Annotated in this window: 26 protein-coding genes and 1 tRNA gene; 21 read left to right on the top strand and 6 right to left on the bottom strand. The window is 60.9% G+C overall.

Annotated elements, in window-relative coordinates; all coding sequences use genetic code 11:
• Positions 1-28 precede the first annotated feature (28 nt).
• The 6 genes from HMPREF3160_RS06345 to HMPREF3160_RS06320 all read left to right on the top strand — a co-directional run bounded on the left by HMPREF3160_RS06345 (position 29) and on the right by HMPREF3160_RS06320 (position 6,279).
• Positions 29-1,021 carry an ABC transporter ATP-binding protein gene (locus tag HMPREF3160_RS06345; protein ID WP_083285499.1) on the top strand — a complete coding sequence of 331 codons (993 nt, stop codon included), beginning with the start codon at positions 29-31 and terminating at the stop codon, positions 1,019-1,021.
• The gene (locus tag HMPREF3160_RS06340; RefSeq protein ID WP_070507637.1) at positions 1,014-2,930 is read left to right on the top strand and encodes an ABC transporter permease; all 1,917 of its coding nucleotides are present in this window, start codon (positions 1,014-1,016) and stop codon (positions 2,928-2,930) included. The genes HMPREF3160_RS06345 and HMPREF3160_RS06340 overlap by 8 nt, the downstream gene beginning before the upstream one ends.
• Before the next feature lie 67 nt (positions 2,931-2,997).
• Positions 2,998-3,552 (top strand): hypothetical protein, encoded by a 555-nt coding sequence (locus tag HMPREF3160_RS06335; RefSeq protein ID WP_035755000.1) that lies wholly within the window; start codon positions 2,998-3,000, stop codon positions 3,550-3,552.
• 106 nt (positions 3,553-3,658) lie between these two features.
• Complete coding sequence (locus HMPREF3160_RS06330; protein WP_070507635.1) at positions 3,659-4,465, top strand: exodeoxyribonuclease III; 807 nt, start codon at positions 3,659-3,661, stop codon at positions 4,463-4,465.
• A gap of 75 nt (positions 4,466-4,540) precedes the next feature.
• A complete protein-coding gene (gene trpS / locus HMPREF3160_RS06325) occupies positions 4,541-5,614 on the top strand; it encodes a tryptophan--tRNA ligase (protein ID WP_070507634.1) in 1,074 nt (357 codons plus the stop codon).
• A 53-nt stretch (positions 5,615-5,667) separates the two neighbouring features.
• Positions 5,668-6,279: a 2'-5' RNA ligase family protein gene (locus HMPREF3160_RS06320; RefSeq protein WP_070507632.1), complete on the top strand. Its 612-nt coding sequence runs from the start codon at positions 5,668-5,670 to the stop codon at positions 6,277-6,279.
• A 90-nt stretch (positions 6,280-6,369) separates the two neighbouring features.
• Here the strand turns inward: HMPREF3160_RS06320 and HMPREF3160_RS06315 are convergent, their stop codons facing one another.
• Genes HMPREF3160_RS06315 through sdhC form a run of 4 tightly spaced genes read right to left on the bottom strand, consistent with a single transcriptional unit; the run spans position 6,370 to position 9,815 of the window.
• Entirely contained in the window at positions 6,370-7,146 is a 777-nt protein-coding gene (locus HMPREF3160_RS06315) for a succinate dehydrogenase iron-sulfur subunit (RefSeq protein ID WP_070507630.1), read from the bottom strand.
• Positions 7,146-8,933, bottom strand: coding sequence for a succinate dehydrogenase flavoprotein subunit (gene sdhA, locus HMPREF3160_RS06310; protein WP_070490026.1), 1,788 nt, complete (start codon positions 8,931-8,933; stop codon positions 7,146-7,148). The genes HMPREF3160_RS06315 and sdhA overlap by 1 nt, the downstream gene beginning before the upstream one ends.
• A 34-nt stretch (positions 8,934-8,967) precedes the next feature.
• Positions 8,968-9,420: a succinate dehydrogenase hydrophobic membrane anchor subunit gene (locus tag HMPREF3160_RS06305; RefSeq protein ID WP_035754922.1), complete on the bottom strand. Its 453-nt coding sequence runs from the start codon at positions 9,418-9,420 to the stop codon at positions 8,968-8,970.
• A 2-nt stretch (positions 9,421-9,422) separates the two neighbouring features.
• Positions 9,423-9,815 carry a succinate dehydrogenase, cytochrome b556 subunit gene (gene sdhC / locus HMPREF3160_RS06300; protein ID WP_083285498.1) on the bottom strand — a complete coding sequence of 131 codons (393 nt, stop codon included), beginning with the start codon at positions 9,813-9,815 and terminating at the stop codon, positions 9,423-9,425.
• A gap of 278 nt (positions 9,816-10,093) precedes the next feature.
• Between sdhC and HMPREF3160_RS06295 the strand changes: the two genes are divergently transcribed.
• The 14 genes from HMPREF3160_RS06295 (at position 10,094) to ilvA (ending at position 24,361) form a co-directional block, all read left to right on the top strand.
• Positions 10,094-11,224: a mannose-1-phosphate guanylyltransferase gene (locus HMPREF3160_RS06295; protein WP_070507629.1), complete on the top strand. Its 1,131-nt coding sequence runs from the start codon at positions 10,094-10,096 to the stop codon at positions 11,222-11,224.
• 48 nt (positions 11,225-11,272) lie between these two features.
• Positions 11,273-12,472, top strand: a complete 1,200-nt coding sequence (locus HMPREF3160_RS06290; RefSeq protein WP_070507626.1) for an amidohydrolase — start codon at positions 11,273-11,275, stop codon at positions 12,470-12,472.
• A 29-nt stretch (positions 12,473-12,501) separates the two neighbouring features.
• On the top strand, positions 12,502-13,302 hold the full coding sequence (locus HMPREF3160_RS06285) for a DedA family protein (RefSeq protein ID WP_052048279.1): 801 nt from the start codon (positions 12,502-12,504) through the stop codon (positions 13,300-13,302).
• Positions 13,292-13,711, top strand: coding sequence for a MazG nucleotide pyrophosphohydrolase domain-containing protein (locus tag HMPREF3160_RS06280; protein ID WP_070507624.1), 420 nt, complete (start codon positions 13,292-13,294; stop codon positions 13,709-13,711). The genes HMPREF3160_RS06285 and HMPREF3160_RS06280 overlap by 11 nt, the downstream gene beginning before the upstream one ends.
• Positions 13,712-13,791: 80 nt before the next feature.
• On the top strand, positions 13,792-15,072 hold the full coding sequence (gene eno / locus HMPREF3160_RS06275; RefSeq protein ID WP_035754927.1) for a phosphopyruvate hydratase: 1,281 nt from the start codon (positions 13,792-13,794) through the stop codon (positions 15,070-15,072).
• 185 nt (positions 15,073-15,257) lie between these two features.
• Positions 15,258-16,403, top strand: a complete 1,146-nt coding sequence (locus HMPREF3160_RS06270; RefSeq protein ID WP_070507623.1) for a septum formation initiator family protein — start codon at positions 15,258-15,260, stop codon at positions 16,401-16,403.
• 55 nt (positions 16,404-16,458) lie between these two features.
• Complete coding sequence (locus HMPREF3160_RS06265; RefSeq protein WP_070507621.1) at positions 16,459-17,202, top strand: DUF501 domain-containing protein; 744 nt, start codon at positions 16,459-16,461, stop codon at positions 17,200-17,202.
• Positions 17,203-18,153 (top strand): Ppx/GppA phosphatase family protein, encoded by a 951-nt coding sequence (locus HMPREF3160_RS06260; protein WP_070507619.1) that lies wholly within the window; start codon positions 17,203-17,205, stop codon positions 18,151-18,153.
• A 47-nt stretch (positions 18,154-18,200) separates the two neighbouring features.
• Positions 18,201-19,589 carry an NAD(P)/FAD-dependent oxidoreductase gene (locus HMPREF3160_RS06255; RefSeq protein ID WP_035754932.1) on the top strand — a complete coding sequence of 463 codons (1,389 nt, stop codon included), beginning with the start codon at positions 18,201-18,203 and terminating at the stop codon, positions 19,587-19,589.
• Positions 19,590-19,651: 62 nt separating this feature from the next.
• A tRNA-Leu gene (locus HMPREF3160_RS06250) sits at positions 19,652-19,724 on the top strand.
• Between the two features lies 1 nt (position 19,725).
• Positions 19,726-20,376: a peptidyl-tRNA hydrolase gene (locus HMPREF3160_RS06245; protein WP_070507617.1), complete on the top strand. Its 651-nt coding sequence runs from the start codon at positions 19,726-19,728 to the stop codon at positions 20,374-20,376.
• Positions 20,377-20,495: 119 nt separating this feature from the next.
• Positions 20,496-21,500 (top strand): Bax inhibitor-1/YccA family protein, encoded by a 1,005-nt coding sequence (locus HMPREF3160_RS06240; RefSeq protein WP_070507615.1) that lies wholly within the window; start codon positions 20,496-20,498, stop codon positions 21,498-21,500.
• 87 nt (positions 21,501-21,587) lie between these two features.
• Positions 21,588-22,946, top strand: a complete 1,359-nt coding sequence (locus tag HMPREF3160_RS06235) for an AI-2E family transporter (RefSeq protein ID WP_083285496.1) — start codon at positions 21,588-21,590, stop codon at positions 22,944-22,946.
• A 155-nt stretch (positions 22,947-23,101) separates the two neighbouring features.
• The gene (gene ilvA / locus HMPREF3160_RS06230; RefSeq protein WP_035755019.1) at positions 23,102-24,361 is read left to right on the top strand and encodes a threonine ammonia-lyase; all 1,260 of its coding nucleotides are present in this window, start codon (positions 23,102-23,104) and stop codon (positions 24,359-24,361) included.
• Between the two features lie 122 nt (positions 24,362-24,483).
• Here the strand turns inward: ilvA and greA are convergent, their stop codons facing one another.
• Both greA and HMPREF3160_RS06220 read right to left on the bottom strand, forming a co-directional pair.
• Entirely contained in the window at positions 24,484-24,972 is a 489-nt protein-coding gene (gene greA / locus HMPREF3160_RS06225; protein WP_035754933.1) for a transcription elongation factor GreA, read from the bottom strand.
• Positions 24,973-25,171: 199 nt separating this feature from the next.
• On the bottom strand, positions 25,172-25,630 hold the full coding sequence (locus tag HMPREF3160_RS06220; RefSeq protein ID WP_035754934.1) for a DUF4307 domain-containing protein: 459 nt from the start codon (positions 25,628-25,630) through the stop codon (positions 25,172-25,174).
• A gap of 68 nt (positions 25,631-25,698) precedes the next feature.
• Between HMPREF3160_RS06220 and mca the strand changes: the two genes are divergently transcribed.
• Positions 25,699-26,667 carry a mycothiol conjugate amidase Mca gene (mca, locus tag HMPREF3160_RS06215; RefSeq protein ID WP_070507613.1) on the top strand — a complete coding sequence of 323 codons (969 nt, stop codon included), beginning with the start codon at positions 25,699-25,701 and terminating at the stop codon, positions 26,665-26,667.
• The last annotated feature ends 25 nt before the right edge of the window (positions 26,668-26,692 follow it).

Below are 26,692 nucleotides of genomic sequence, written 5' to 3'. Positions count from 1 at the left end.
GTGGGCACACCTTATGTAGTGTCATGGTGTGGCACACGACTCAAAAGCCCATTCTGGGGTACCTGCACCATCTCCTCAAACACCTTCTTCTAATGACGCGCCAACGGTTCTGCGCGCGCGTTCGCTAACCAAGAAGTTTGGGGATTTCACAGCCGTCAACGGCATTGACTTTGACGTCGCCGCAGGCGAATCCTTTGGCCTGTTAGGCCCCAACGGCGCAGGCAAGTCCACGACCATGAACATGATCGGCGGCGTCTCAACCCGCACATCGGGCGAGCTCAGCATCCTCGGGATGGACCCGAGCGAAGAAGGTCCACGCCTGCGTGCCCACCTCGGCGTGGTGCCGCAGCAAGACAACCTCGACGAAGAGCTCACCGTCCGCGACAACCTCTACATCTACGGCCGCTACTTCGGGATGAAACGCCGCGAAATCGTGCCGCGCATCAAAGACCTGCTCGCGTTTGCGCAACTTGAGGAAAAGGCCGCCAACCGCGTCGACCAGCTCTCAGGCGGTATGAAGCGCCGCCTGACCATCGCGCGCTCGCTCATCAACGATCCAGCCGTGCTACTGCTCGACGAGCCAACCACTGGCCTCGACCCACAGGCCCGTCACATCCTGTGGGACCGCCTCTACCGGCTCAAAGAACGCGGCACGACGCTCATCATCACGACCCACTTCATGGATGAGGCCGAGCAACTCGCAGACCGGCTCATCGTGGTCGATGGCGGCGAGATCAAAGCTGAAGGTTCGCCGTCCGCGCTTGTGCGCGAGTACGCGACTCGCGAAGTCGCAGAGATGCGTTTCGGCTCCGACAAGAACGCTGCGGCGGCCGAGGTCCTGAATAAAGACGGCTTCCGAACCGAAACGCTGGCCGACCGCGTGCTTGTCTACGCCGACGACGGCGAGGCCGCGGTTGCCCGCGCTGTGAGCTTGGGGCTGCGCCCCGTATCGACGCTGGCCCGCCGCGCATCGCTTGAAGACGTGTTCCTGATCCTGACAGGACGGTCCCTCATTGACTGACCCTCATAACGCACACGTAATCGACGCCTCAGCAACAGGCGCCGACGTCCTTGTCCGCCGCGAGCCGATCTCCGGGCCCACGGAGCAAGGCGACCGCTCCGCACGGAAGGTCTCCCGGGCAGGCTCGTGGTACTTCGCGGAATACCTCTTCCGTGTGATGCGCCGCTACATCGACGTCATCCTCGCGGATTCCGTCGGCACCCCTCTCATGTACCTCGTCACGATGGGCGTGGGCCTCGGTGCCGTCCTGACGAATAATCAGACGAGCTTCGATGGCGTCCCGTACATCACCTTCATCGCCGGCGCGCTCGCCGCGACCATGGCGGTCGGCATCGCGATGGAGGAAATGACCTTCCCAGTGATGGGCGGGTTCAAATGGAACCGAACCTATTACGGGCCGCAGGTCACCCCGATCACGCCGCAACAGATCGCCCGGGGCACGGTGATCGCTGTCTCTATACGCGTGGTTGCGCAGACCCTACTGTTGCTCCTGATCCTCGCGGCCTTCGGCGTCATCCACAGCCTGAGCGCCGTCCTGGTGATCGTGTTTTCGACGATCGCAGCACTCGCTTTCGGCTTGCCGTGTATGGCGTTCGCGGCGGGTATTTTCCAGGAGCGCGGCCAGTTCTCGGTCATCATGCGCTTCATCGTCACGCCGATGTTCCTGTTTTCGGGAACGTTCTACCCGCTCGAGCACCTGCCGATCTACCTGCAGTGGATCGGCTGGATCTCACCCATCTGGCATGCAACCGAGCTGAACCGGTGGGCGATCTACGGGCACGAGGTTGAGCCGTGGATGTTCCCGGTCCACCTCGGCGTCATGATCGTGGTCGCCGTGATCGCGTTCCTGATCGCCCAGACCCGCTATTACCGCCGTTTGCGCGGCGAAAAAGTCAAGACGCGCGTGTGGGGTGCCCGCGCCGCCAAGAAGACGATGGCGAGCGTGAGCCCCGCTGACACCTCGGGTGAAGCAGGCGATCCGTACGCGGTCGGTTACGGAAGCCAGGGCACCGGTTCCGCCGATGCGCAGAATGCGCATGAAGACTCCGCACCTTCCGCCCCGGCAGCTGCCCAGGCCCAGGGCACAGCACAAGCCGCGCTTTCGCAAGCTAGCAAGCCACGGCGTCGTTGGCTATCTGACCTGTATGGCCGCAACGCTAAAGCGGTCATGGAACGTTCGTGGATGGCGACCAAGAACTCCACGTGGATCGTGATCGTGACCGGCTTTGCGGAGCCGGTGCTGTATCTCGCCTCGCTCGGTTTCGGCCTCGGCGTGGTCATCAGCGGGGTCGAAGGCCCAGGCGGGCAGACGATGAGCTACGCGGCATACATCGCGCCGGGCTTGCTCGCGGTTTCAGCGATGAACGGTGCCCTCATGGACACCAACAACATGTTCTTCAAGCTGCGCTACGCGAAGCTGTACCGGGTCATGCTCAACACCTCGCTCGGCCCGATGGACGTTGCGATCGGTGAGATCGCGATGGCGATGATCCGCGGGTTCATCTATTCGCTCGGCTTCTACCTCATTGCCGCGGCGGCGGGCCTCGTGGGGTGGGGTAGTGGCCTGCTCATGATCCCGGCAGCGGTGCTGATCGCGTTCGGATTCGCGGCAGTGTTCATGGCCATCACCACGTGGTTCACCCGATTCCAGCACCTCGACTGGCTCAACATGATCGTTCAGCCGCTGACCCTGTTCTCCGCGACCTTCTTCCCGCTGGACGTCTACCCGCAAGCCGTACAGGCCGTCATCGCATCGCTACCGCTGTGGCACGGCGTCGACCTGCTGCGAATGCTCGCGACCTCGACCTTCACCATCGACATCCTGTGGCACGTTCTGTACTTCGTTGTCATGGCGGTCGCAGGACTCACGGTTGCGACCATGCGGTTCAAGAAGATGTTCCTCACGTAACGAGTGAGCTGGACACAACACGTGAGCGGGGACGTGTGCGGCTGGGCCATCTGGGATAATGGGCATCATGTCTGAACTCCCTTCGTCTAATAAACAGGCCAACGCGCGCGCTCGGAACGTCGCTCGCCCGCTCGGCATGGCCTCCTGGATGATGGCCGTGCTGACGTTCGCGCTCATCGTCGCCATCATCTTCGCCGCGAACTCCAACCAGGTGGTCGGCTGGATCGTCGTGATCATCACCGGCCTGTGGCTTTTGCTCGTGGCTGGCGTGTTCCTGACCCTGCGCGCCGGTGCCCGGGCCGTGGGACGTAGGTGGGATAAAACCAACGCGAACCTCGCCGCGAAACTCTCCAACGACGCGAGCCCAGACAGCACCCGCCCAGGCGTGATCAGCGAAGCCGAAATGAACCACGAGATGAAGCTCGATCACTCCTTCAAGATCGTCCAGGTCCAATACGGCGTGGTCATGGACAACCTCGGCAAAGACGACGAACAAGCCAAAGACATGGTCAACCGAGCCCTGGACACCATCAACATCACCGCGACCAACGCACGCGACATGATCAAGCAGCGCCGCAAAGACCGCCACACCAGCACCGTCGAAGGCGAAATCATCGACTAACGTTGGGCGACCGGCCTGCGCCGAACCCGCACCTGCGCCGAACCCGCACCTGCGCCGAATGCGCACCACACACGCACAGCAAACCGATCAAGCTAAAGGTATTTGAGTGTCTGAGAACGTATTGCGAGTAGCATCCTTCAACGTCAACGGAATCCGTGCCGCAGCCCGCCGTGGATTCGATGAGTGGCTCGAGGACCGCGGCGTCGATATCCTCGCGCTCCAGGAAGTGCGGGCACCCGATGCGATCGTTGAGAAGCACTTCGAGGGAAGCGACTGGCACGTTCTGCACGCAGAAGCAGCAGATAAGGGCCGTGCTGGCGTGCTCATCGCCTCCAAACGAGAGCCAGATGCGACCCGCATCGGAATCGGTGAACCATACTTTGAGACCTCCGGCCGCTGGGTCGAAGCCGACTACACCATCAACGGCCGCACGCTCACCGTCGTCTCCGCATACGTGCACTCCGGCGAGGTGGACACCCCACGCCAGGACGATAAATACAAGTTCCTCGACACGATGCTCGTGCGCATGCCGGAACTGGCAAAGCAGGCAGACGATGTGCTGATCGTGGGCGATCTCAACGTGGGCCACACCGAACTCGACATCAAGAACTGGAAGGGCAACGTCAAGAACGCCGGCTTCCTCCCGGAAGAGCGCGCCTACTTCGATAAGTTCTTCGGTGAGATCGGCTACAAGGACGTCGCCCGCGAACTCGCGGGGGACGTACCGGGACCGTACACGTGGTGGTCCTACCGCGGGAAGGCCTTCGACAACGATGCCGGTTGGCGCATCGACTACCACATGGCCACCCCAGAGCTTGCCGGCCGCGCAGTCCAGGCGACTGTGGACCGCGCCGAATCCTATGACAAGCGAGTATCAGACCACTCCGCACTCGTCATCGACTACAGCATCTAGCGCGCAGGCTGCACTAAGCGTAGCCTCCAGCACACACGGCAACAGCGCATACACCCGAAGGACATCAGCATCACCATGAGCACCGAAGCGACCGAAACCGAAACAGCGACTGAAACAACTGGGGCAACCGAAACGCCGCACCGCCCGCGCATCCTGTCAGGGATGCAGCCGTCTGCGGACTCCCTGCACCTCGGCAACTACCTCGGTGCGCTCGTGCAGTTCGTGAAGCTACAGCACAATGCGGATGCGTTCTATTTTGTTCCGGACCTGCACTCGATCACATCCCCAGACGGCTCAACCAACCTCGCTCAGCGCACCCGCACGACCGCCGCGCAATACATCGCAGGCGGGGTGGACGTCGATAAGGCCACGCTGTTCATCCAGTCCCACATCCCAGAACACGCCGAACTCAACTGGGTTCTGCAGTGCATCACCGGTTTCGGTGAGGCCTCCCGCATGACCCAGTTCAAAGACAAATCGAGCCGCTACGGCGCCGACTCAACCAACGTCGGCCTGTTCACCTACCCGTCGCTCATGGCGGCCGACATCCTGCTGTACAAGGCGGATCAGGTGCCGGTCGGCGACGACCAGACCCAGCACGTCGAGCTGACCCGCACGCTCGCGCAACGCTTCAACCACCGCTTTGGCGAGGTGTTCGTGGTTCCGAAGGCCGTCAACCCACCTAACGGCGCCCGCATCTATGATCTGCAGGAGCCTACGTCGAAGATGTCGAAGTCCGGAGCGTCACCGAACGGTCGTATCGACATCCTTGACGCACCGAAGACGATCGCTAAGCGCATCAAGTCCGCGGTAACTGACACCGGGACTGAGGTCTCCTTCGACCGCGAATCCAAGCCGGGCGTATCCAACCTGCTCGCGATCCTTTCCGCCGTGACCGAGAAGCCGGTCGAAACCCTCGTTGCCGAATACGAAGGCAAGATGTACGGCCACCTCAAGGTCGATGTCGCCGACGCCGTGGTCGCAGCGCTCGAGCCGGTACGCGAACGCACGCTGGAACTGCTGGACGACCCAGCCGAACTCGACCGGCTGCTCGCCGTTGGTGCCGCGAAGGCCCGCGCCGTCGCTCAAGAGACCCTCAAAGAGGTCTACGACGCGGTAGGTTTCCTGCCACCTGCACGCCTGAACTAACGCGGCAACTGTTATTACGCGAAGGTGTGAGAGTGCCACGGTAAGGTTCAACTATGGGTACCGAACGCTATGAGCACGGCACACACGAGAAAAGTACGCGCACTCATGCTACGAGCACGCAGCTAAGCCCAGGCCAGATGGCAGGCGCGATAGGCGAGGGCCGGTCCTTTCTTGGCATCGTGATCCCCGTCGAGGGCGAGTACGCCCGCAAGGTGTCTGCGACCCGTGCCGCCACCGGTGACCCGTACGCGTACATCCCTCCTCACATCACGCTCATGTCGGGGGTCCCGTTGCCGGATCCGGCCGAGGCCATAGCGCATATCCGCAACGTCGTCTCGGCGTTCTCCCCGTTCCCGTTGAGGTTCGCAGGTACAGACACTTTCTATCCGGTCTCGCCGGTGACCTATCTGCGCGTTGCGGAAGGGGAGCGGGAACTCACTGAACTGCATGAACGCCTCCATTCAGGCCCGCTCGATGCGAAACCTGCCTACCCGTTTGTACCGCATCTGACCCTGGCCCAGGAGGTAGCTCCGGAGCGGCTTGCGCAGGTGCGCCGGGAATGGGAGGACGTCTCATTCAACATGTCCGCCCACAGCGTTACGGTGCATGTGGGCGATGGCGCTGGGTCCTGGACCCAGATCGAGGAGCTTGCCTTCAGTGGATAACCGTTAAACGTTTGCGGGCCGGAAAGGGACATTCCCTTTCCGGCCCGCAAACGTTTGAGGGGCTCAGCCCTAAGCGTTCATCCTGTCACCTTAGATGGTGCGGTTCAGGATTGCGCGCTTGACCTCAGCGATAGCCTTGGTCACCTGGATGCCACGTGGGCATGCCTCGGTGCAGTTGAAGGTGGTACGGCAACGCCATACGCCTTCCTTATCGTTGAGAACCTCAAGGCGCATGTCCCCGGCCTCGTCACGCGAGTCGAAGATGAAGCGGTGAGCGTTCACAACTGCTGCAGGGCCGAAGTACTGGCCGTCGGTCCAGAAGATCGGGCACGAGGTGGTGCATGCAGCACACAGGATGCACTTGGTCGTGTCATCAAAGCGTGCGCGCTCTTCCTGGGACTGCAGGCGCTCACGCGTTGGAGCGTTGCCCTTGGTCACGAGGAACGGCATGACTTCACGGTAGGACTGGAAGAACGGTTCCATGTCCACGATGAGGTCCTTCTCGACTGGCAGGCCCTTGATCGGCTCAACAGTGATTGGCTTGGAGGTATCCAAGTCCTTGAGCAGGGTCTTGCAAGCCAGACGGTTGCGGCCGTTGATACGCATAGCGTCGGAACCGCAAATACCGTGTGCGCAGGAGCGGCGGAACGAGAGCGAACCGTCATGATCCCACTTGGCTTGATGTAGGGCATCCAGCACACGGTCAGTGCCGTACATGGTGAGCTTGAACTCGTCCCAGTGGGCCTCGTCGGAGACCTCCGGGTTGTAGCGGCGGACCTTCAGGGTGATATCGAACTGCTCGATTTCGCCGGAATCGGAGCCAGCAACCTCAATCTTGGATGCTGGTTCAGCAACGTTGGTAGACATCAGTACTTACGCTCCATTGGTTCGTAGCGGGTGAAGACAACCGGCTTGGTATCGAAACGCAGGCCGCGAGTGCCGTCAATGTTGGCGGACTCGTCCTTGTAGATCATGGAGTGCTTCATGAAGTTCTCATCGTCACGGTTCGGGTAGTCCTCGTGGTAGTGGCCACCGCGGGATTCGTGACGGTGCATAGCAGCAACAGTCATGACTTCGGCAAGGTCGAGCAGGAAGCCGAGCTCGATAGCTTCGAGCAGGTCCAGGTTGAAGCGCTTGCCCTTGTCCTGGATACCTACCGACTTGTAACGCTCACGCAGCGCCTCGATGTCATCGAGAGCCTGCTTCATGGAGGCCTGAGAACGGAACACCTGCATGTTGGTGTCCATGGTCTGCTGCAGCTCTGCACGGATGTGTGCAACGCGCTCCGGGCCGTCGTTGTGCAGAGCGTGGTTGATCTGCTCTTCCACGAACGCGGTCGGGTTCTCTGGGACGGCAACGAACTCGGCATCGCGTGCGTAAGCTGCCGCGTTGATACCGGAACGCTTACCGAACACGTTGATGTCCAAAAGCGAGTTGGTGCCCAGACGGTTGGAGCCGTGAACGGAAACGCACGCGACCTCACCAGCGGCGTAGAGGCCCGGCACGATCGTGTCGTTATCCTGGAGAACCTCGCCCTTGACGTTGGTTGGGATACCACCCATGACGTAGTGGGCGGTCGGGAAGACCGGGACAGGCTCGGTGTAAGGCTCAACACCCAGGTAGGTGCGTGCGAATTCGGTGATGTCCGGGAGCTTCTCGTCGATGTGGGACGGCTCGAGGTGGGTGAGGTCGAGCAGGACGTAGTCCTTCTTCGGGCCAGCACCGCGGCCTTCGCGGACTTCCTGAGCCATCGAACGCGCCACGATGTCACGTGGTGCGAGGTCCTTAATGGTTGGTGCGTAACGCTCCATGAAGCGCTCACCGTCACCGTTACGCAACACGCCACCTTCACCGCGGGCAGCCTCGGAAAGGAGGATACCGAGGCCAGCGAGGCCGGTCGGGTGGAACTGGACGAACTCCATGTCCTCAAGCGGCAGGCCTGCGCGGAACGCGATCGCCATGCCGTCACCGGTGAGGGTGTGAGCGTTCGAGGTGGTCTTGAAGATCTTGCCTGCACCGCCGGTTGCGAAGACAACCGACTTAGCCTGGAAGACCTCGATCTCACCAGTTGCTAAGTCGTAGGTCACCACGCCTGCAACGCGCTTCTGCTTGTAGGCGGTGCCGTCCTCACGGGTTGCGTCCTCTTCGGTCAGCAACAGATCGAGAACGTAGACCTCGTTGAAGAACTCAACGTTGTGCTTAACGCAGTTTTGGTAGAGGGTCTGCAGAATCATGTGACCCGTACGGTCAGCTGCGTAGCATGCACGGCGGACCGGGGCCTTACCGTGATCGCGGGTGTGGCCACCGAAGCGACGCTGGTCAATCTTGCCCTCTGGGGTGCGGTTGAACGGGAGACCCATCTGCTCAAGGTCGATCACCGCGTCAATGGCTTCTTTAGCCATGATCTCTGCGGCATCCTGGTCAACCAGGTAGTCGCCACCCTTAATGGTGTCGAACGTGTGCCATTCCCAGTTGTCCTCTTCAACGTTGGCCAACGCTGCACACATACCGCCCTGAGCGGCACCGGTGTGAGAACGGGTTGGGTAGAGCTTAGTCAAGACCGCGGTGTGTGCACGCTGACCAGCCTCGATGGCTGCGCGCATGCCGGCGCCGCCGGCACCGACGATCACGACGTCGTACTGATGTACCTGCATTCGTGTTTTCCTTTTCGAAACGTCAGGGGGCTACTCAGGCGCCGCACACGGCGAGAGTCGAGCCAGGGATGCATGGATCAAAGGTGAAAATGACCAAGGTGCCGAGGATCACCGTGAAGATCGAGGCGATGTAGAGGATCGTCTTGAGCCAGAAACGGGTGCGATCCTTCTCAGCGTAGTCATTGATGATGGTGCGAACACCGTTGGTGCCATGCAACATTGCCAGCCACAGCATCGTCAGGTCCCAGAACTGCCACAGCGGGTTAGCCCACTTACCGGCAACGAAACCGAAATCGATAGCGGCTACACCGTCGCCCACCAGCAGGTTGGTGATGAGGTGGCCGAAGATCAGAACGATCAGGACCACGCCCGAGAAGCGCATGAACAGCCACGCCATCATCTCGAAGTTGTTGCGAGACTTACGTGACCGGTTGTACTTCGGGTCAATTCGTGGGGAACGGGGAGCTTCAATCTGTGCAGTAGCCATGATTAGTTACCCCCAAAGAAGTGGCTGAACACGAGGGTCAAGTGACGTGCAGCGAATGCGGCGACGGTCACGACCCACAGGACGATGACGCCCCAGAAGAGGCCGCGCTGGATCTTGGTGCCCTGCTTCAGGAAGTCAACCAAGATCAAGCGGACGCCGTTGAAGGCGTGGAACACGATCGCGGCGACGAGCGCGAGCTCACCGAGAGCCATGATCGGGTTCTTGTACGCGCCAATCACGGCGTCGTATGCGCCTGGGTCAATGCGAACCAGGGCGGTGTCCAGAACGTGGACGAGCAAAAAGAAGAAAATAACGACACCGGTAACGCGGTGTCCCACCCATGACCACATGCCTTCACGGCCGCGATACAGGGTGCCAGAAGATGTCTTCGACACTGATCTACCTCCAAGACCACCGGGCGTATGTGCCACTTTGGGCACAATTTCGGGTGCGCGCCGATGTCAGCGTTCCTATCTAGACTAATGCACTTTGAGTTTGCGTGCCGAGTGCTTGGCCGCCAGTGTGATCTGCGACCCTTAAATATGTCGGTTGCTTCATGGGCGCATGTCATCTGGATGAAATATGCACGCCAAAGCTTTCCTAATACTTTGGTCTACTTCGACTCATCCTTCGGTAGGACGCCGGTCACATCATCTCGGGTAGTGTGATGCAAATGATGAAGAATAAAGGGTTTTCGGGCGATGTCATGGAACGCTTTTACGGCGTCATCCCTGCAGGCGGGACGGGCACTAGGCTCTGGCCGCTCTCACGTGCAGCAGCCCCTAAGTTCCTGCATGACCTCACAGGCTCCGGAACAACGTTGATCCGCTCGACGTATGAGCGTCTCTTGCCTTTGATGAATGACCGCGTCCTGGTCGTCACCGGCCGCGCGCATGGAGACGCGGTGCACCGCCAGATCGCTGAGCTTAAAGAGCATGACCTCGTGTTGGAGCCTGAACCGAAGGATTCGGCTGCCGCGATCGGTTTGGCGGCAGCGATCCTCAATAAGTGCGATCCGGACATCATCATGGGATCGTTCGCGGCCGATCAGGTGATCACTCCGGAAGAGCAGTTCCGCGAGGCAGTCACTGAAGCGGTGCATATCGCCGCGACCGGCAAGATCGTCACGATCGGCATTACACCTACCTACGCTGCAACCGGTTTCGGTTATATCCGCACCGGCGGCAAGCTCGATATCCCCGGCGCTCCGAGCGGGCGGAAAGTCATCGAATTCGTTGAGAAGCCAGGCGAGGCTGCAGCGCAGCGCTACCTGGCCAGCGGCAGCTACCTCTGGAACGCCGGAATGTTCGTGGCCCCGGTGGGGCTCATGCTCCAGCACCTGCGGGAAAACGAGCCAGCGCTTGCCGCAGGGCTTGAAGAGATCGCTGACGCGTGGGGAACTGAGCGTCAAGAGCGGGTCCTCAACGAGGTGTGGCCGGGCCTACCTAAAACCGCGATCGACTACGCGGTCGCCGAGCCTGCCGCGCTAGCCGGTGATGTTGCGGTGGTCCCAGGCGAATTCACGTGGGACGACGTCGGCGACTTCGCCGCCCTGGGCCGGCTCAACCCTGCCGAGGATGACACACGCGTGAAAGTCCTGGGCCACGGAAGCCGCGTCTACGTCGATGACTCCTCCGGCATCGTGGTTTCTGATACGAACCGCGTGATCGCGTTGATCGGCGTTGAAGACGTTGTCGTGGTCGATACTCCGGACGCGCTTCTGGTGACCACAAAGTCCCATGCACAGCAGGTTAAGGATGCAGTTAACGCGTTGAAAGCTCACGGTCAAACGGACGTACTCTGAATCTAGAGGCACCTACTCTGATTGAGAGACGAAGAGGAGAGATACGCCGTGACATCTCAAAGGCCCGCCCCTGATACCGCTGAGCACATCGAGGACCTGTTCGATACCCTCGTCGCATTCCGCCGTGAAGTCCACGCTGACCCGGAGCTCTCTTTCGAAGAATTCCGTACTACAGACCGGATCGTAGAAGCGCTTGAAAAAGCCGGGTTGGAGCCGGTCCGCCTCCAAGACACCGGCGCCTACGTCGATATCGGGGACGGGCCTTTCGCGATCGGTTTACGCGCCGACATCGACGCGCTACCCGTCACGGAAGTGACAGGCCTGGAGTTTGCATCCCAGAACAAGGGCGTGGCACACGCGTGCGGCCACGACGTCCACACCACGGTGATGCTCGGCGTTGCGCTGGTTCTGCATCGCCTGAACACCGAAGGCAGACTCAACGCCCGGGTTCGGGTGATCTTCCAGCCTGCTGAAGAGAAAATGCCAGGCGGGGCTAAGAAGGTCATCAAGCAAGGCGTAATCGATCCGTTGCCGCGGCTTGCGGCCCTGCATTGCGAACCCCGTATCCTCGCCGGCCGCGTCGGCACCCGCATCGGCGCGATCACCTCGGCATCTGACACGATCCGTATCCGCCTGCACGGGCGCGGCGGTCACACCTCCCGCCCGCACCTGACCGAAGACCTCATCTACGCGATGGCGCAGATCGCACTCGGCGTTCCGGCGGTCCTAAGCCGCCGCATCGACGTCCGCTCGGCCGTATCGGTTGTGTGGGGCCAGATCAATGCAGGTAACGCTCCGAACGCGATTCCGGCGTTCGGAACCCTATCCGGCACGATGCGTTGCCTCGACGCTTCAGCTTGGGATCAGGCAGGAGAGCTGCTGGATCAGGTCATCAAGCAGGTTGCAGCCCCCTACAACGTCGAGGTCGAGCTCGAACACATCCGCGGAGTCCCGCCGGTTGTCAACGCGGAAACCGAAACCGCGCTCATCGAAGAAGCCGCGCGCCAAGAGATAGGCGGCGAGGCCATCGAACTCATGCCGCAATCGATGGGTGGCGAAGACTTCGCGTGGATGACGATGCGCAAGCCAGGCGTACTGATGCGCCTGGGTACACGCAGGCCAGGCGGGCCAGTGTATGACCTCCATCAGGGCGACTATGACCCGGATGAATCCGCGATCAAGACCGGCGTAGCCGTCATGACACGCGCCGCGCTACTCGCGGCAGAGGAAGCCGCACACAAACAGTAAACACACTGAAAAGGGAAGAGCATGACGAGATGAGCCTCACCGGTCTAGTCATCGCCACAAAACTCGGCGAGACCATGGACATGATCAACGACTGGATTCTGCACGCCGCCACCGCATGGTGGGTGTTGCCCGTGGTTTTCATCATGTCTGTGATCGACGGGTTCTTCCCAGTGGTGCCTTCAGAGTCTTTGCTCGTGGGCTTGTCCTCGGTGTGGGCCTCTCAAGGCTTCTTGCCTGTCATGGTGCTCGCGTTAGTGGGTGCAACGGGTGCGTTCATCGGCGATCAGATCGCGTACTCGTTAGGCCGAGCCGTGGGCAGGCAAGGGTTCAAGTGGATGCGCAGGCCCGCGGTCGCGAAAATGCTCGTGACCGCAGAGAAACAGCTCGAAAAACGCGGTGGCGTGCTCATCTTCACGGCCCGTTACGTGCCAATCGGCCGCGTTGCCGTGAACTTCACCGCCGGGGCCACCGGATATTCACGTAAAACGTTCATGCTGTTTGACGCGATCGGTTGCCTCATGTGGGGCGCATACTCCGTGCTGATCGGGACCGTGGCCGGCCAGTGGATGGAATCGAACCGCCTGCTCGGGATCATCATCTCCATCTGCATCGCGATGGTGCTCGGGTGGATCCTGGACCGCATCGTCCACCGCGTGATCTGGCGCGTGAACCCTGAGTGGGAAGAAACCGAGCCGAAACCGAAAATCCCGCGCCGCGAAGTCCACAGGGACCCAACCCAGCAGCAGGCCGAGCCGCGCGAACCGAAGCAAGCAGAGTCGCGTGAGCAGAAGCAGGCAGAGCGCAATCCGAAAGATCCAGATGAATCCTGATGACGAGAAGGTGACGGCCGCGCTTGAACGTGCCCGCGGCATCGTGCGTTTGCTGCGTAGCGAGTGCGGGTGGACCTCCGCGCTGACTCCACAAAAACTGGCTCCGTACCTGATTGAAGAGGCGCACGAAGTGCACGACGCGGTGGCTAGCGAGGCCCCGGATGCTGACTTGGTGTCCGAGCTGGGGGATGTACTGTTCCAAATCCTGCTCCACGCGGAGCTGGGCAGGGAGCGCGGCGCGTTTGATCTTGATGACATCGCTGATGCGCTCAGCGAGAAGCTGCTGCGCCGCAACACTCACCTGTTCAACGCGGACGGTTCGATGCGCTCGGATCCGCAACGTAGCGTGGAAGCCGCGGAAGCCGCGTGGGCGGAAGCGAAACGGAAAGAGAAATCGGCCCGAAGCTAACGGGCGGATACCATAGGAAGCGACGAGCGGCGCCATCACAAAGCCACGCGCCGTTGAATCATCAAAAGGAGCACAAACCAATGCCTCTGATTGACGCCGTTCACGCGCGCCAGGTCATCGATTCCCGTGGTAACCCAACTGTTGAAGCTGAAGTTCTTCTCACGGACGGCTCGCTGGGCCGTGCGATTGTGCCCTCCGGCGCATCCACCGGTGAGTTTGAAGCGGTAGAGCTCCGCGACGGCGACAAGAGCCGCTACCTCGGCAAGGGCGTCACCAAGGCCGTGGATAACGTCATCGACGTCATCGGTCCAGAACTGCAGGGCCTCGTTGCAACCGATCAGCGCGACATCGACCAGATCATGCTCGACCTGGACGGAACCAACAACAAGTCCAAGCTCGGCGCTAACGCACTGCTCGGTGTATCGCTCGCGGCAGCACACGCCGCTTCCGAGTCCTCGAACCTCCCGCTGTATAAGTACCTCGGCGGCCCGAACGCACACGTCCTGCCAGTCCCAATGATGAACATCCTCAACGGCGGCTCCCACGCTGACTCCGATGTCGATATTCAGGAGTTCATGATCGCTCCGATCTCTGCCCCAACCTTCTCTGAAGCGTTGCGTATGGGCATTGAGGTGTACCACTCACTCAAGGCTGTTCTGAACGAAAAGGGCCTCTCGACCGGCCTCGGCGATGAGGGCGGCTTCGCCCCGAACCTGCCAAGCAACCGCACCGCGCTCGATCTGATCGTCACCGCGATCGAGAAAGCCGGCTACACGCCAGGTGCTGACGTAGCGCTTGCACTCGACGTGGCTTCATCTGAGTTCTACAAGGACGGCGTCTACGTCTTCGAGGGTGAAAACCGCACCGCAGAGCAGATGGCCGACTACTATGCCGAACTCGTTGAGGCCTACCCGCTCGTCTCCATCGAAGACCCGCTATATGAAGACGACTGGGCAGGCTGGAAGAACCTGACCGAACGCCTGGGTGATAAGGTCCAGCTGGTCGGGGACGACCTGTTCGTGACCAACCCAGAACGCCTCGAACGCGGCATCAAAGACGACACCGCGAACGCGCTGCTCGTGAAGGTCAACCAGATCGGTACCCTCACCGAAACCCTGGACGCCATCACGATGGCGCAGCGTGCAGGTTATGCATGCATGATCTCCCACCGCTCAGGCGAGACCGAGGATGTCACGATCGCCGACCTCGCGGTCGCAACCAACGCAGGCCAGATCAAGACCGGCGCCCCGGCCCGCTCCGACCGCGTCGCTAAGTACAACCACCTGCTACGCATCGAAGAAGAACTCGGCGAAGCCGCATCATACGCCGGCGCATCCGCGTTCCCACGTTTCAAGGCCTGATGCACGGCGAGGTTAGCCCGCAGGCCCGCCTCAGCTGAGTAGGATAGGAAACCACCGAAGCCTCACGCTTCGGTGGTTTCCTGCTTTCTCACCCCAGCTGGGTTGGCCCAGGAATGAAGGTGGGGGGGAGCCTCGCCTGGGAGCAGGCAAAGACTGGATGGATTGAGCGCCGAGAGGATGTGTCAATGAGCCCGCGACGCCCACGCGTTCCGCATGCGCACAGTGCACAGCAGGCGCGTAAATCCGAAGAAGCCCTGCGCCGTGCGCAACAGCGTGAACACGAGCTAGAACAACAACGCGCGCAACAGCGAGAACAAGAGCTCCAGCAAGAGCGCGAGCAACAACTGAGGCAAGATCGTGAGCGCGAACGCCAACGCGCCGAAGGTCAGCCACAGGGCTCTGCATCACCTACGAAGGACACGTTCTCAGCGACCGCTAAAGGCGGAGAAAAAGGCCAGCCGAGGGTTGAAGCCCAAGCGGGAAACAGTGCTAGCCAGCGTCGTTTAGCGAAGAAGCAACGCCGCCTAGAGAAAACCGAACGCCGCCGTGCACAACGCGAGCATGCGCAGAAACTCGCGGAAGCCCGAGCCCAAGACACCGAAGAACGTAAAGCGCGATTCCACGCCCGCCAACAGCAAGCCAGGCAGGATCCATCCCAGCAGGGCCAATCTCAACAGAGTCAAGCAAAGCAAGGGCGGGCTAGGCAAGAGCGCGAGTCACTGGCTGAGCCGCCGACGAAACCAGGCCGCGGTCTCCGAGCGGCAGCGATTCGACGCCGCAAAGCCCGCATCAACGATCGCCTCACGGAACGTGCAGCACTTCAAGGCGCGATCCGATCGACGGGCAAGCGCACCCCAGCCGAGAAGAACAAGCCAGCCCCGCAACAACCCGTTCCGGCTAAAAGCTTGTCGATGCGCGTCATTGTGCTCACCATCGTCATCGCGATCTCGGTGGTAACCGTGTTCCCAGCGCTCACAACCCTGGGCCAGCAGACCGCCGAACTCAACAAAGCCCGCGCAGACATCGCGAAGGCAAAAGCGGAACAAGAACGGCTCACCCGCGAGCTCAAACGCTGGGATGATCCGGAATACATTAGGCAACAGTCCCGCAACCGGCTCAATGTGTATGCGCCGGGGGAGAAGCTCTACGTCCCGGTGGGTAAGCCTGCTAAAAAGAAGCTCGCCTCAACTAACCACCCGAGCGGCTACCGCCAAGGGCTGCCGTGGGTCGAAGGGCTGTGGGATTCCACCGTGTCACTAGGCGTCAACCCGGCCACGCGCTTCCAGGACTCAGAGGAAAACGCTCAAGAGCCCGAAGACGAAAAAGACTGAGTAGAAGTTGATCGGTGCAGGTATCGATAGGCGCGGCACCGAGTGAGGAGAAGACATGACGATCCCCGCAGCAGAGGCGCTCAATAGCGAACAGCGGGTCCCCACCGAGAAGGACGTTGACACCGTTTCGCGTCAGCTTGGCCGTCCTGCTCGTGACATCGTGGAGATCGGCGCTCGCTGCGTGTGCGGTAATCCTCTCGTGGCAACCACCGCGCCTCGTCTCAGCTCCGGTATCCCGTTCCCCACGACCTACTATTTGACGCATCCGGTCGCGACCTCGGCGTGCTCACGTGTTGAGGCTGAAGGCCTCATGGTCACGATGAACGAACAACTTTCTAAAGACCCTGAGCTCGCGAAAGCCTACGCCGCGGCGCACGAACACTATCTTGCGGTGCGAGATGCGATCGGTAAACGCTCCGGCGTGGGTGAGGTCCCTGAGATCGCGGGAGTATCCGCGGGCGGGATGCCGGACCGCGTCAAATGTATCCACGTGCTGGTGGGACATTCGCTGGCAGCTGGCCCGGGAACCAACCCGCTCGGCGACCAAGCTCTCGAAGCGATCGCTCAGTGGTGGCGTCCCGATGTCTGTTCGTGCCAAGGCGCGTGGGACACCGAAGGTCCCGCGCCATCGAAAGACAAGTCCCGCCACGTGCGCACCCAAGCGGGTGACCCGGAGAAGAAGCGACTTGAACGAGCCGCCAAACGCGCGGCAGACGAGGCTAGTAGCAACAGCAAGGCCGGCAGCAGCGCGGCCGGCAACAGCGCGGCTGATGACACGAACCAGGCGGAGGGTAACTAGATGCGTGCGGCCGTCATCGACTGTGGAACGAACTCCGTCCGACTCCTGATTGCCGATATGACAGTCACTGACGGCGAGATCGAACTCACTGACTGTGTACGCACGATGGAGGTTGTGCGGCTCGGGGAGGGCGTGGACTCTCACGGCCGGGTCTCGGCAGAGGCCCTAGGCAGGCTTGCGAAAGCCCTCGATGGTTTCGTGGCCACGATCAAACGGTTCCAGCCGGAGCAGACCACGTTCGTGGCTACCTCAGCTACCCGGGATGCCGCCAACGCTGAGGAGGTGCACGATGTGGTGCGCCATCATCTCGGGGTCGAGCCGCGCGTCATCACGGGCGAGGAGGAGGCTCGCTTCTCGTTCACGGGCGCGGTCTCTGCGGTCGATGTGGCTCCGGTTGAGAATGTTTTGGTCCTGGACCTTGGGGGAGGGTCCACCGAGTTCGTGACCGGGCGCGGCGGCGAGGTGACTGCTGAAGTATCAACGCAGATGGGTGCGGTCCGTTACGCCGAGCGTTTCATGCATTCTGATCCGCCATCAGAGGAACAGAAAGAAGAACTCGCCCAAGCCGTCGGGGAGGTCCTGGCGGGGATTTCAGACACGATCGATTTCAGCTCGGTTGACCGTCTCGTGGGTGTCGCCGGCACCGTGACTACGGTGCTCGCTCACGCGCTCGACCTGCCTTCCTATGTCCCAGAACGCATCACCGGCGCCGCGATCCCCGTCCCGTTGGCGATCGCAGTGTGTGGCGAACTCGCATCGTTCTCTAAGGAGCGGCTCGCTGACCTGCCGTACATGCACCCTGGCCGGGTCGACATCATGACCGGTGGCGCGATGATCCTCAAAACGATCCTCGAAACCATACAGGAACGCACCGGCGGGCGCGTCAAAGAGCTCGCGGCGAGTGAAAACGACATTCTTGACGGCGTTGCGATCGATCTCATGTGCCGCTGAGTGCCGCGTGAAGTTTGACAATCGCAGATCAGGCATAGAATGGAACTATGCCTAGCTCACAGCAACTGTCCCAACGTCCACGCACTCTTGTTGTTGGGGGTGGATACCTCGGTCTTTACGTTGCTAAGAACCTGCAGAAGAAGGTTCGTGCACTTGGCGGCGTCGTCACCGTCGTCGATCCGCTTCCATACATGACCTATCAGCCGTTCCTCCCGGAAGTTATGGGTGGATCGATCGAGCCACGCCACATCACGGTGCCTCACGCACGTTGGCTTCGTCACAGCGAGCTCGTGCGCGGCTCGGTAGTCCGCATCGACCATCAGGCGAAGGAAGCACTCGTCAAGGATGACAACGGTGAAGAGTTCACCATCCCTTACCAGGATGTAGTCCTCGCCGCTGGTGCGATCACCAAGACGTTCCCGATCCCGGGCCTTGCTGATGCCGGCATCGGGGTGAAGCGTGTGGAAGAAGCGATCTATTTGCGCGACCACGTGCAGGAACGCATCCAGTTCGCTGACAATACCGATGACCCGGTGGCGCGTAAGCGTGCGCTGCGTGTTGTTGTTGTGGGTGGTGGCTTCAACGGTGTTGAAACCATCTCCGAATTGCACGATGCGGCGGTTCTTGCCGCTAAGCGTTGCAACAACATCACACCGGCAGACCTTGACTTCCAGCTCGTTGAAGCGATGGGCAAGATCATGCCTGAGGTCCAGGAGGACTCCGCTAAGTGGGTTGTTGAGCACCTTCGCGACCGCGGTATCACCGTGCGCCTGAACACATCGCTCTCTGATGCGACCGACCGCCACCTCAAGCTCGTCTCGATGCCAGGTGGGGACCCAGTCGATGAGTTCGACGTCGACACCCTGATCTGGACCGCGGGCGTTCAAGCCAACCCGATGATCCGCGAAACCGACCTCAACGTTGAGCAGCGCGGCCGCCTGACCGTCGATGCAACGCTGCGTTGCGTTGATGCTGACGGCAACGTCATCGAAGGCGCATGGGGCGCAGGCGACATCGCGGCAGTCCCGGACCTCTCCGGTGGCGGCCTCCCAGACGGCACGTGCGTTCCGAACGCTCAGCACGCCGTCCGCCAGGCTCCTGTCCTGGCAAGCAACCTGCTGGCTGAACGCTACGGCCAGGGCGAGATTAAGGAATACAAGCACACCAACCTCGGTGCTGTTGCCGGCCTCGGCTACGGCAAGGGTGTCGCTAAGATCATCAAGTTCCCGATGCACGGCTTCCTCGCTTGGGCTGCTCACCGCGGCTACCACGGCATGGCGATGCCAACCATCGAACGTAAAATCCGCGTGTTCAGCGGCTGGATCAACCAGCTCATCGCTGGCCGCGACGTGTGGGGTCTGCGTAACGTGAACCGTCCGTTCGACGAGTTCCGTAAAGCAGCTTCCCCTAAGAAGAAAGCTGATGCTTCTAAGTAATTCTCGTTGCGAGGCATAAGCCTCGCGCGTGCTCAGCGTCTAGCATGGCGCTGAGCACGCAAGCCCCCATAGCCCAATGGCAGAGGCAGAGGACTTAAAATCCTTTCAGTCTGGGTTCGAGTCCCAGTGGGGGCACGTGCCAGCTGTTGAACTGATTCAGCCGATCGCGGTCTTGAAAGACCCGGAGGCTTTAGCGACCCACGAAGATACGTGTCTTGCCGCGGCGCTCGCTTCCATCACAGCGTGGCTTGCTTTCCCGGATGACCCGATGTGGGGCCCGTGGCTTCACGGGCCAGACGGCCGGGGCGGCGGTCAAGGGAAAAGTGTGCGACGGGGCAAACCGAAAGACTTCCGTGCGCTTGAGAACGCCGGAGCGGTCATGGTGAGCGTCGGGACCGCGCAAGCGGCGGCGCTGGCCCCTACTGAATATCCGCTGACCGGCCGCATGAAGCAGCTGCAGGTTTCTGGGACCGAATTCGAACACGCCGGCGAACCAACCGTTTACGGTGAGATGAATTCGCCGAAAATTCTGCACATCGGTATCGATACCGTATTGGGGATGTCCACGGGTAAAGCGGCCGCTCAGTCCGCCCACGCAGGGCTGACATGGGCGATGCAGTTGAGCCATGACGAGCTTGAAGACTGGATTGAAGACGGCTTCCCATCCACGCTCATCCCGCTTGATCGCGATGGTTGGCGCACCACGGCAACGAACGCGACCGTGGTGATCCGCGATGCCGGGCACACCGAGATCACACCGGGTTCGGTGACCGCGGTCGCTTGGTGAGCGAATGCATACAGGGCAGGCGACCCTGTAAGATGGTTCACAGTTCCTTGGACGCGTGAAACGTCGCCAGGTGATCTGTGCGTGTTCGCGCTGCCCTAAGAAAAAGAGGTAGAAAATTAATGGCTTTCCGCAGTAGCAACCCGGTTTTCAAAGAAGGAAACTTCCGCGAGAAGATGCGCAACGGTGAAGGCGCCGAGGCGATCCACGCGCCGTCAGCTGCAGATCTTGACCGCATGTATGGTGCGCCTTCGGCACAGCCGGGCCAGCAGCCTCCGCAGCCACCGCAGGGTTATCAGGCCCCGCGGGGTAACCAGCCGCCGCAACCGCCAATGGGTTACCAGCCGCAACAGGGCTATCAGCAGCCTGACTACGCTGCTGGCGATCTAAGCGTCCAGCATGGTCAGGGTGGCCAGGGCGAGCGCATGGTCATGGGCGATGTGCTCAACAAGATGACCATCTTGCTCGGCCTGATCGTTGCTTCCGGCGCGGTTGCTTGGTTCATCGTGATGGGTACCGTCCGTGGCGCTATGAGCGGGGCGGGCATAGGCGCACTCGGTGGCGCAATCATCCCTATGGTGGTTATCGCGGCGATCGGTGCTTTCGTGATCGCGATGATCAACCAGTTCAAGCGCGTCACCTCGCCGGCCTTGTCTGTCATTTACGCGGTCCTTGAAGGTTTCGTGTTGGGTGCGATCTCCGCGATCGCTGAAGTCGCTTACCCAGGTATCGCTCTGCAGGCCGTTCTCGGCACGATCCTCGTGTTCGCTGTCACCTTGGGCCTGTACCGCTCGGGTAAGTACCGCACCTCGCCACGCATGACCCGCATCGTGATGGTTGCGGCGATGGCTTACCTCGCGTTCTCCCTGGTCAACCTCGGTGTTGTTGTTTTCGCTGGCACCTCGATGCGTACCGGCGTGTTCGGTATGCTGATCGGCCTGTTCGCGGTGCTGCTCGCTACCTACTTCTTGGTCATGGACTTCGAGTTCATCCAGGGCGCGATCGAGCAGGGCGCACCGAAGCACGTTGCATGGACCGCGGCGTTCGGTCTGACGGTCACGCTCGTGTGGATCTACATCGAGGTCCTGCGTCTGCTGATGATCATCCGCGAAATGGTGGACCGCTAAACGCAGGACACCACAGCTGGGCACGCTCAGCGCATAAACCTCAAGCCACGGTATGCCAAAACATTTGTTTTGGCATACCGTGTTTTTATGCCCAGATCATCACCGAACCGTCTCCGCAAGGCGGGGGCGAGGTTTTCAGAAAAGCTCCGTAGCGTCCGCAACTCTATAGAGCAGCGCCGCGCGGAACTTAAAGCGGAGCAGGAACAGCCAGAGCGAGAGCCTGAACAGCCAGATGTAGCGGTGCCTAGCGATATCCCGCAACCGCTCAAGGTCACCGCGGGGTATGCGTGGCGCATCGGCGTCATTATTGTGGTGACGGTCATGATTCTGTGGGGCCTCAGCCGTGTAGCGGTGGTTCTGATCCCGGTGATGATCGCCGCACTACTGGCCGGCCTGTTGAGCCCTTTGAAGAAGCTGCTTGTGAAACTGCGGTTTCCAAACGGGCTGGCGACCTTCGGAGCGCTACTGATCTTCGCGGGCCTGCTCACTGGAGTTGTGTGGCTCGTGGTCGCGACCATGGCGCAAGGCGCTGAAAGGTTGTGGGCCGAGGCGATCGACGGCATCAACTCGATCCGCACTTGGTTGGCGACGGGCCCACTCAAGATCACGGATACACAAATCACGGACTGGGCCCAGGAGATGCTGCAGCGCCTGCAAGCGAATTCGCAGGATGTACTCAAGCAGGCCGCATCAGTGGGCACCACCGTGACCCATTTCCTCACGGGCCTCCTATTGACGATCTTCGCGCTGATCTTCTTCCTGCTGGATGGTCCGAAGATCTGGAAGTGGGTTGTCGGTCTTTTCCCTCGCCACACCCGTGCTGCCGCTGATGGGGCTGGCCGCTGTGGCTGGGCGTCACTGATTTCTTATATCCGCGTCCAGGTTGTGGTCGCGTTGATCGACGGTTTCGGCATCGGGCTGGGCGCCTACATCCTCAACGTTCCGTTGGCACCACAGCTGGGTGTGCTGGTGTTCCTGGGTGCGTTCATCCCGATCGTCGGTGCGTTCCTGACCGGCGCTGTCGCCGTGCTGATCGCGCTTGTAGCCCAAGGCTGGGTCGTCGCGCTGATCATGCTCGGTGTCGTGCTGCTGGTGCAACAGGTTGAATCCCATGTGTTGCAGCCGCTGATCATGGGCCGCGCAGTGAGCCTTCACCCGCTCGCTGTGGTGTTGGTGGTTGCGTGCGGCACGTTCCTGTGGGGCATCGCTGGAGCGCTGTTCTCGGTTCCTCTGGTGGCCATCATCAATAGCGTCGGCAAGTATCTCGCCGCGAAGGAATGGGAGCGAGACCCCGCGGTTGCCCACCACCGTAAAAATTCCAGGCAGAGTGACGTAAAAGCGAGCCACGAGCCAACAGATACATATGATGAACAAGAGCCCCGTCTCACCCCGCGCCCAGCTGATACCGCAGCCGAGCGGGACGGCGACGAGCAACAAAAACCATAGCTGCGCGGCAAAACTCAAAGCGCAGTGACCGCTGGAAACCTCAGCAACCAGGAGAAACTAAAGTAGTGACGAGAAACAGAGTAGTGACAGAGCAGGCGCGTCAAGACGAATCGTCCACTCCTACAGAACCCACACCCTCCGAAGCGGTACCAACGATTCCTCGCGAAGACCCCACACGTAATCTTCCGGTGACGCTTGCTGATATTCGCCGTGCGGCTGAGGTGCTCGATGGCGTGGTTGAGAAAACTGGCCTGCATCACTCGCGTGCGTTGGAACTTCACACGAAGGCACCCGTGTGGCTCAAAGCCGAGAACCTGCAGCGTTCCGGGTCCTTCAAGGTCCGCGGCGCCTATGTGCGCATGAAGAACCTCACGGAATCCGAACGTGCCCGCGGTGTTGTGGCCGCATCGGCCGGTAACCATGCCCAAGGTGTAGCCCAGGCCGCATCCCGGCTCGGGATCAAAGCGCGGATCTATATGCCGTTGGGCGTGGCCCTACCTAAGCTCACCGCGACCCGTGATCACGGCGCCGAGGTCGTATTGCACGGCGACACTGTCGATGAGGCGCTCGCCGCGGCCGAGGAGTACGCGAAGGAAAGCGGCGCGGTGTTTGTGCACCCGTTCGACCACCCGGACATCATCGCGGGGCAGGGGACCATCGGTTTGGAGATCCTGGAGCAGTATCCAGAGGTCGAGACCGTGATCATGGGAGTCGGCGGCGGCGGCTTGCTCGCCGGGGTCGCGACCGCGATCAAGGGTCGGGCAGCTGAACTGGGCCGGGACATCAAGGTCATCGGTGTCCAAGCTGAGGATGCGGCGGCCTATCCGCCGTCGCTAGCCGCGGACGCGTTGGTTCCGCTCACGAAGGTCCGTACGATCGCCGATGGCATCGCGGTGGGCCGCCCCGGCCAGATGCCGTTTGAGATCATTCGTGAGCTCGTTGACGATGTCGTGACGGTCTCTGAGGACGCGCTGGCTCGCGCGCTTGTGTTTTTGCTGGAGCGATCCAAGCTCGTGGTTGAACCGGCCGGTGCCGTGGGGGTTGCGGCCCTGCTGGAGCACACGCTTGTCGATTCCGGAATTGAGCCTTCTAAGACGGTCGCGGTCCTCTCCGGAGGCAACATCGACCCGCTCCTCATGCTGAAAGTGATCCAGCGCGGTCTCGCCGCGGCCGGGCGCTACCTGACCATCAAGATGATGCTTCAGGACCGCGCGGGTGAGCTCGCAACCATATCCCGCATCATCGCCGAATGCGGCGCCAACGTGACCCGCGTGGACCACACCCGCATCGGCGGGGCGCTGTCGATGGGCGACGTCGCGATCACGATCGACATGGAAACCAACGGCCACGAACACTCAAACGAAGTGCTCGATGCGCTACGCGAGCACGGCTACGACCCACAAGTCATGCAGTAGCAGGCCCACGGCAGCCAAGCGGGCCGCCAAGGGTCAGCCGATACGTGATGGGACAGCGTGAGGGGCGGTTCAGAGATCTGAACCGCCCCTCACGCGTCAAGCTCGTTGAACTTAAACGGTGTTTAGCCTTCGAACGGGTGAGCCTCCACGATTTCGACCGGGATCTCCTTGCCGTTCGGGGCGGTGTAGCTCAGCTTCTCGCCGACCTTGCGGCCGTCGATTGCCTGCCCGAGTGCGGAATGATCCGAATACACGTCAAGATCGGTGCCGTCAGCGAGCTCGCGGTTACCGAACAGGAAGCGGGTCTCCATACCCGCGATGTTGGCGACAACCACCATGCCTGGCTCGACCACGCCGTCGTCTTGAGGGGTTTCACCCACCTGGGCGTTCTCAAGCAACTGCTTCAAGTACACGATGCGGCCCTCGTTCTTCGACTGCTCTTCACGCGCCGCGTGGTAGCCGCCGTTCTCCTTCAGGTCGCCCTCGTCACGAGCAGCCTCGATACGCTCAAGGATCTCAGCCCGGTACGGGCCGGAGAGGTGCTCCAATTCAGCGCTCAGACGATCGTAGGCCTTCTGTGTCAGCCACACTTCTTCATGCTGAGACGTCATGAACACTCCATTTCGTTGAACCGCGCCCAAACAGCGCGGTGGTTAATTGCAAAAGAAAATACCCACTGGTTACCTTGACCGGACTGAAGCAGCGTCAAGCTAATCCCAGCGGGCACACTCGTTATCGCACGAGTCTAACGCGCAAAAGCGAACAATGGGAGCCACAACAGGCTAAATCTATGGAAAATTTGTGGCCGCGCTACTGGGTTCCTGTGCGCCAGCATGCTTCGTAGCCTGCCGTTACAGGCGTGAACGTGGTGCGCATCGGAACGGTTTTCTGCACGATATAGCGATTGCCGGAACGTTCCGAACTTTCATCCGCTTGGAAACGGACTTCCCTGTAGCCGACCACCGAATAATCCTGGCTCAACGCACGCAAGCCGCACGTCACATCGGCCCCGGGATCCATCGTGACAGCAACCGTGACCTCAACGTTGCGGTCACTGATTAGCTGATACGAGATGTCCTTGGCATCGAAACTGCTCTGGAACCGAAGCGTCACAAAAAGCAGGTAGCCGGAAAGAAACAGAATCCCGACCACCGCAACAATCCACCAGCCGCGCGTTGACAAACTACGACGCGCGGAACCATAGCGGTTCGCTAGGCTTGGAGATTGGCGAGTATCCTCGCCACCGATTTTGAGATCACCTGAGGACATGATGCCCCCCATTCTATCCGGGGCATCGAAAGGGGAATCGCACCACCATGGGACATTCGCCGCGTAGTGTGCCTGATTCGTCTGGCTTGCGTGTACTTTCCGTGCACGCCCACCCCGATGACGAAGCCAGCAAGGGTGCATCGATGGCCGCCGCGTACGCGCAGGCCGGGGCGGAAGTGCTTGTCGTGACCTGTACTGGCGGTGAACGCGGAGATATCCTGGTAGAGGAGGTCCAAAGCATGCCTCGCGCGCACCGCGACCTCACTGGTTTGCGCCGCGAGGAGATGAAAGTCTCCGCGAAAGCGCTCAACATCAAGCATGTTTGGCTGGGCTTCGAGGATTCGGGCCTGCCGGAGGGGGACCCGCTGCCGCCGCTTCCAGAGAGCTGCTTCGCCTCGGTTCCGCTCTATGATGCTGCCGCGCCGCTGGTGCATCTGGTGCGTACGTTCAAACCGCACGTGCTCATCACGTATGACGAAAACGGCGGATACCCGCACCCGGACCACATTCGTACCCACCAGATCTCCGTCGAAGCGTTCCGTGCCTCCCACCGCGAAAACGAATATCAGGGCCTCGGTGAGCCGTGGACCATCTCCAAGATGTACTACGACCGCGCGTTCTCACTTGAGCGCTTCAAGGCCCTGGACGAGGCGATGCGTCAACGCGAGGGTGTCTCTCCATTCGGTGAGCGCATCGAATTCTTGGAAAAACGCCAACGCGACAGCACCAACCCCGCTGCCCGGCACCGTGTGACAACGCACGTGCCCATCAGCGGCTTGGTGCACTTACGTGATGAGGCCCTCTTGGCCCACCGTTCCCAGGTTGAACCGGGCGGCTTCTTCTTCGCGGTCCCTCCGGAGCTCGTGGAAGAGGTGTACCCGTGGGATGACTACGTGCTCGCGGCCACTCGCGTGCACACCGAACTACCGGAGTTCGACCTGTTCGCTGGCCTTCACGATGGCGAAGGCGAGCGCATCGGTACGCTGCGTCCGGTGCCAGAAGCCTTCAAACCAGAGCTTGCCAACGACCGGCGGTAAAATAGATCAATGCACGGGGGACGAC

It is taken from the genome of Arthrobacter sp. HMSC06H05 (genome assembly GCF_001807395.1).
GTDB classification, from domain to species: Bacteria; Actinomycetota; Actinomycetes; order Actinomycetales; family Micrococcaceae; genus Pseudoglutamicibacter; species Pseudoglutamicibacter albus.
The sequence above is the reverse complement of the archived record's forward strand: the minus strand, read 5'-3'. Positions and strand labels throughout refer to the sequence as shown.

Bases quoted from the DNA above. Each gene is read 5' to 3' on its own strand.
- HMPREF3160_RS06335 (WP_035755000.1), top strand. From the start codon at position 2,998: ATGTCTGAACTCCCTTCGTCTAATAAACAGGCCAACGCGCGCGCTCGG.
- trpS (WP_070507634.1), top strand. From the start codon at position 4,541: ATGAGCACCGAAGCGACCGAAACCGAAACAGCGACTGAAACAACTGGG.
- HMPREF3160_RS06320 (WP_070507632.1), top strand. From the start codon at position 5,668: ATGGGTACCGAACGCTATGAGCACGGCACACACGAGAAAAGTACGCGC.
- HMPREF3160_RS06315 (WP_070507630.1), bottom strand. From the start codon at position 7,146: ATGTCTACCAACGTTGCTGAACCAGCATCCAAGATTGAGGTTGCTGGC.
- sdhA (WP_070490026.1), bottom strand. From the start codon at position 8,933: ATGCAGGTACATCAGTACGACGTCGTGATCGTCGGTGCCGGCGGCGCC.
- HMPREF3160_RS06305 (WP_035754922.1), bottom strand. From the start codon at position 9,420: ATGGCTACTGCACAGATTGAAGCTCCCCGTTCCCCACGAATTGACCCG.
- HMPREF3160_RS06295 (WP_070507629.1), top strand. From the start codon at position 10,094: ATGATGAAGAATAAAGGGTTTTCGGGCGATGTCATGGAACGCTTTTAC.
- HMPREF3160_RS06285 (WP_052048279.1), top strand. From the start codon at position 12,502: ATGAGCCTCACCGGTCTAGTCATCGCCACAAAACTCGGCGAGACCATG.
- HMPREF3160_RS06280 (WP_070507624.1), top strand. From the start codon at position 13,292: ATGAATCCTGATGACGAGAAGGTGACGGCCGCGCTTGAACGTGCCCGC.
- eno (WP_035754927.1), top strand. From the start codon at position 13,792: ATGCCTCTGATTGACGCCGTTCACGCGCGCCAGGTCATCGATTCCCGT.
- HMPREF3160_RS06270 (WP_070507623.1), top strand. From the start codon at position 15,258: ATGAGCCCGCGACGCCCACGCGTTCCGCATGCGCACAGTGCACAGCAG.
- HMPREF3160_RS06265 (WP_070507621.1), top strand. From the start codon at position 16,459: ATGACGATCCCCGCAGCAGAGGCGCTCAATAGCGAACAGCGGGTCCCC.
- HMPREF3160_RS06260 (WP_070507619.1), top strand. From the start codon at position 17,203: ATGCGTGCGGCCGTCATCGACTGTGGAACGAACTCCGTCCGACTCCTG.
- HMPREF3160_RS06255 (WP_035754932.1), top strand. From the start codon at position 18,201: ATGCCTAGCTCACAGCAACTGTCCCAACGTCCACGCACTCTTGTTGTT.
- HMPREF3160_RS06240 (WP_070507615.1), top strand. From the start codon at position 20,496: ATGGCTTTCCGCAGTAGCAACCCGGTTTTCAAAGAAGGAAACTTCCGC.
- HMPREF3160_RS06235 (WP_083285496.1), top strand. From the start codon at position 21,588: ATGCCCAGATCATCACCGAACCGTCTCCGCAAGGCGGGGGCGAGGTTT.
- greA (WP_035754933.1), bottom strand. From the start codon at position 24,972: ATGACGTCTCAGCATGAAGAAGTGTGGCTGACACAGAAGGCCTACGAT.
- HMPREF3160_RS06220 (WP_035754934.1), bottom strand. From the start codon at position 25,630: ATGTCCTCAGGTGATCTCAAAATCGGTGGCGAGGATACTCGCCAATCT.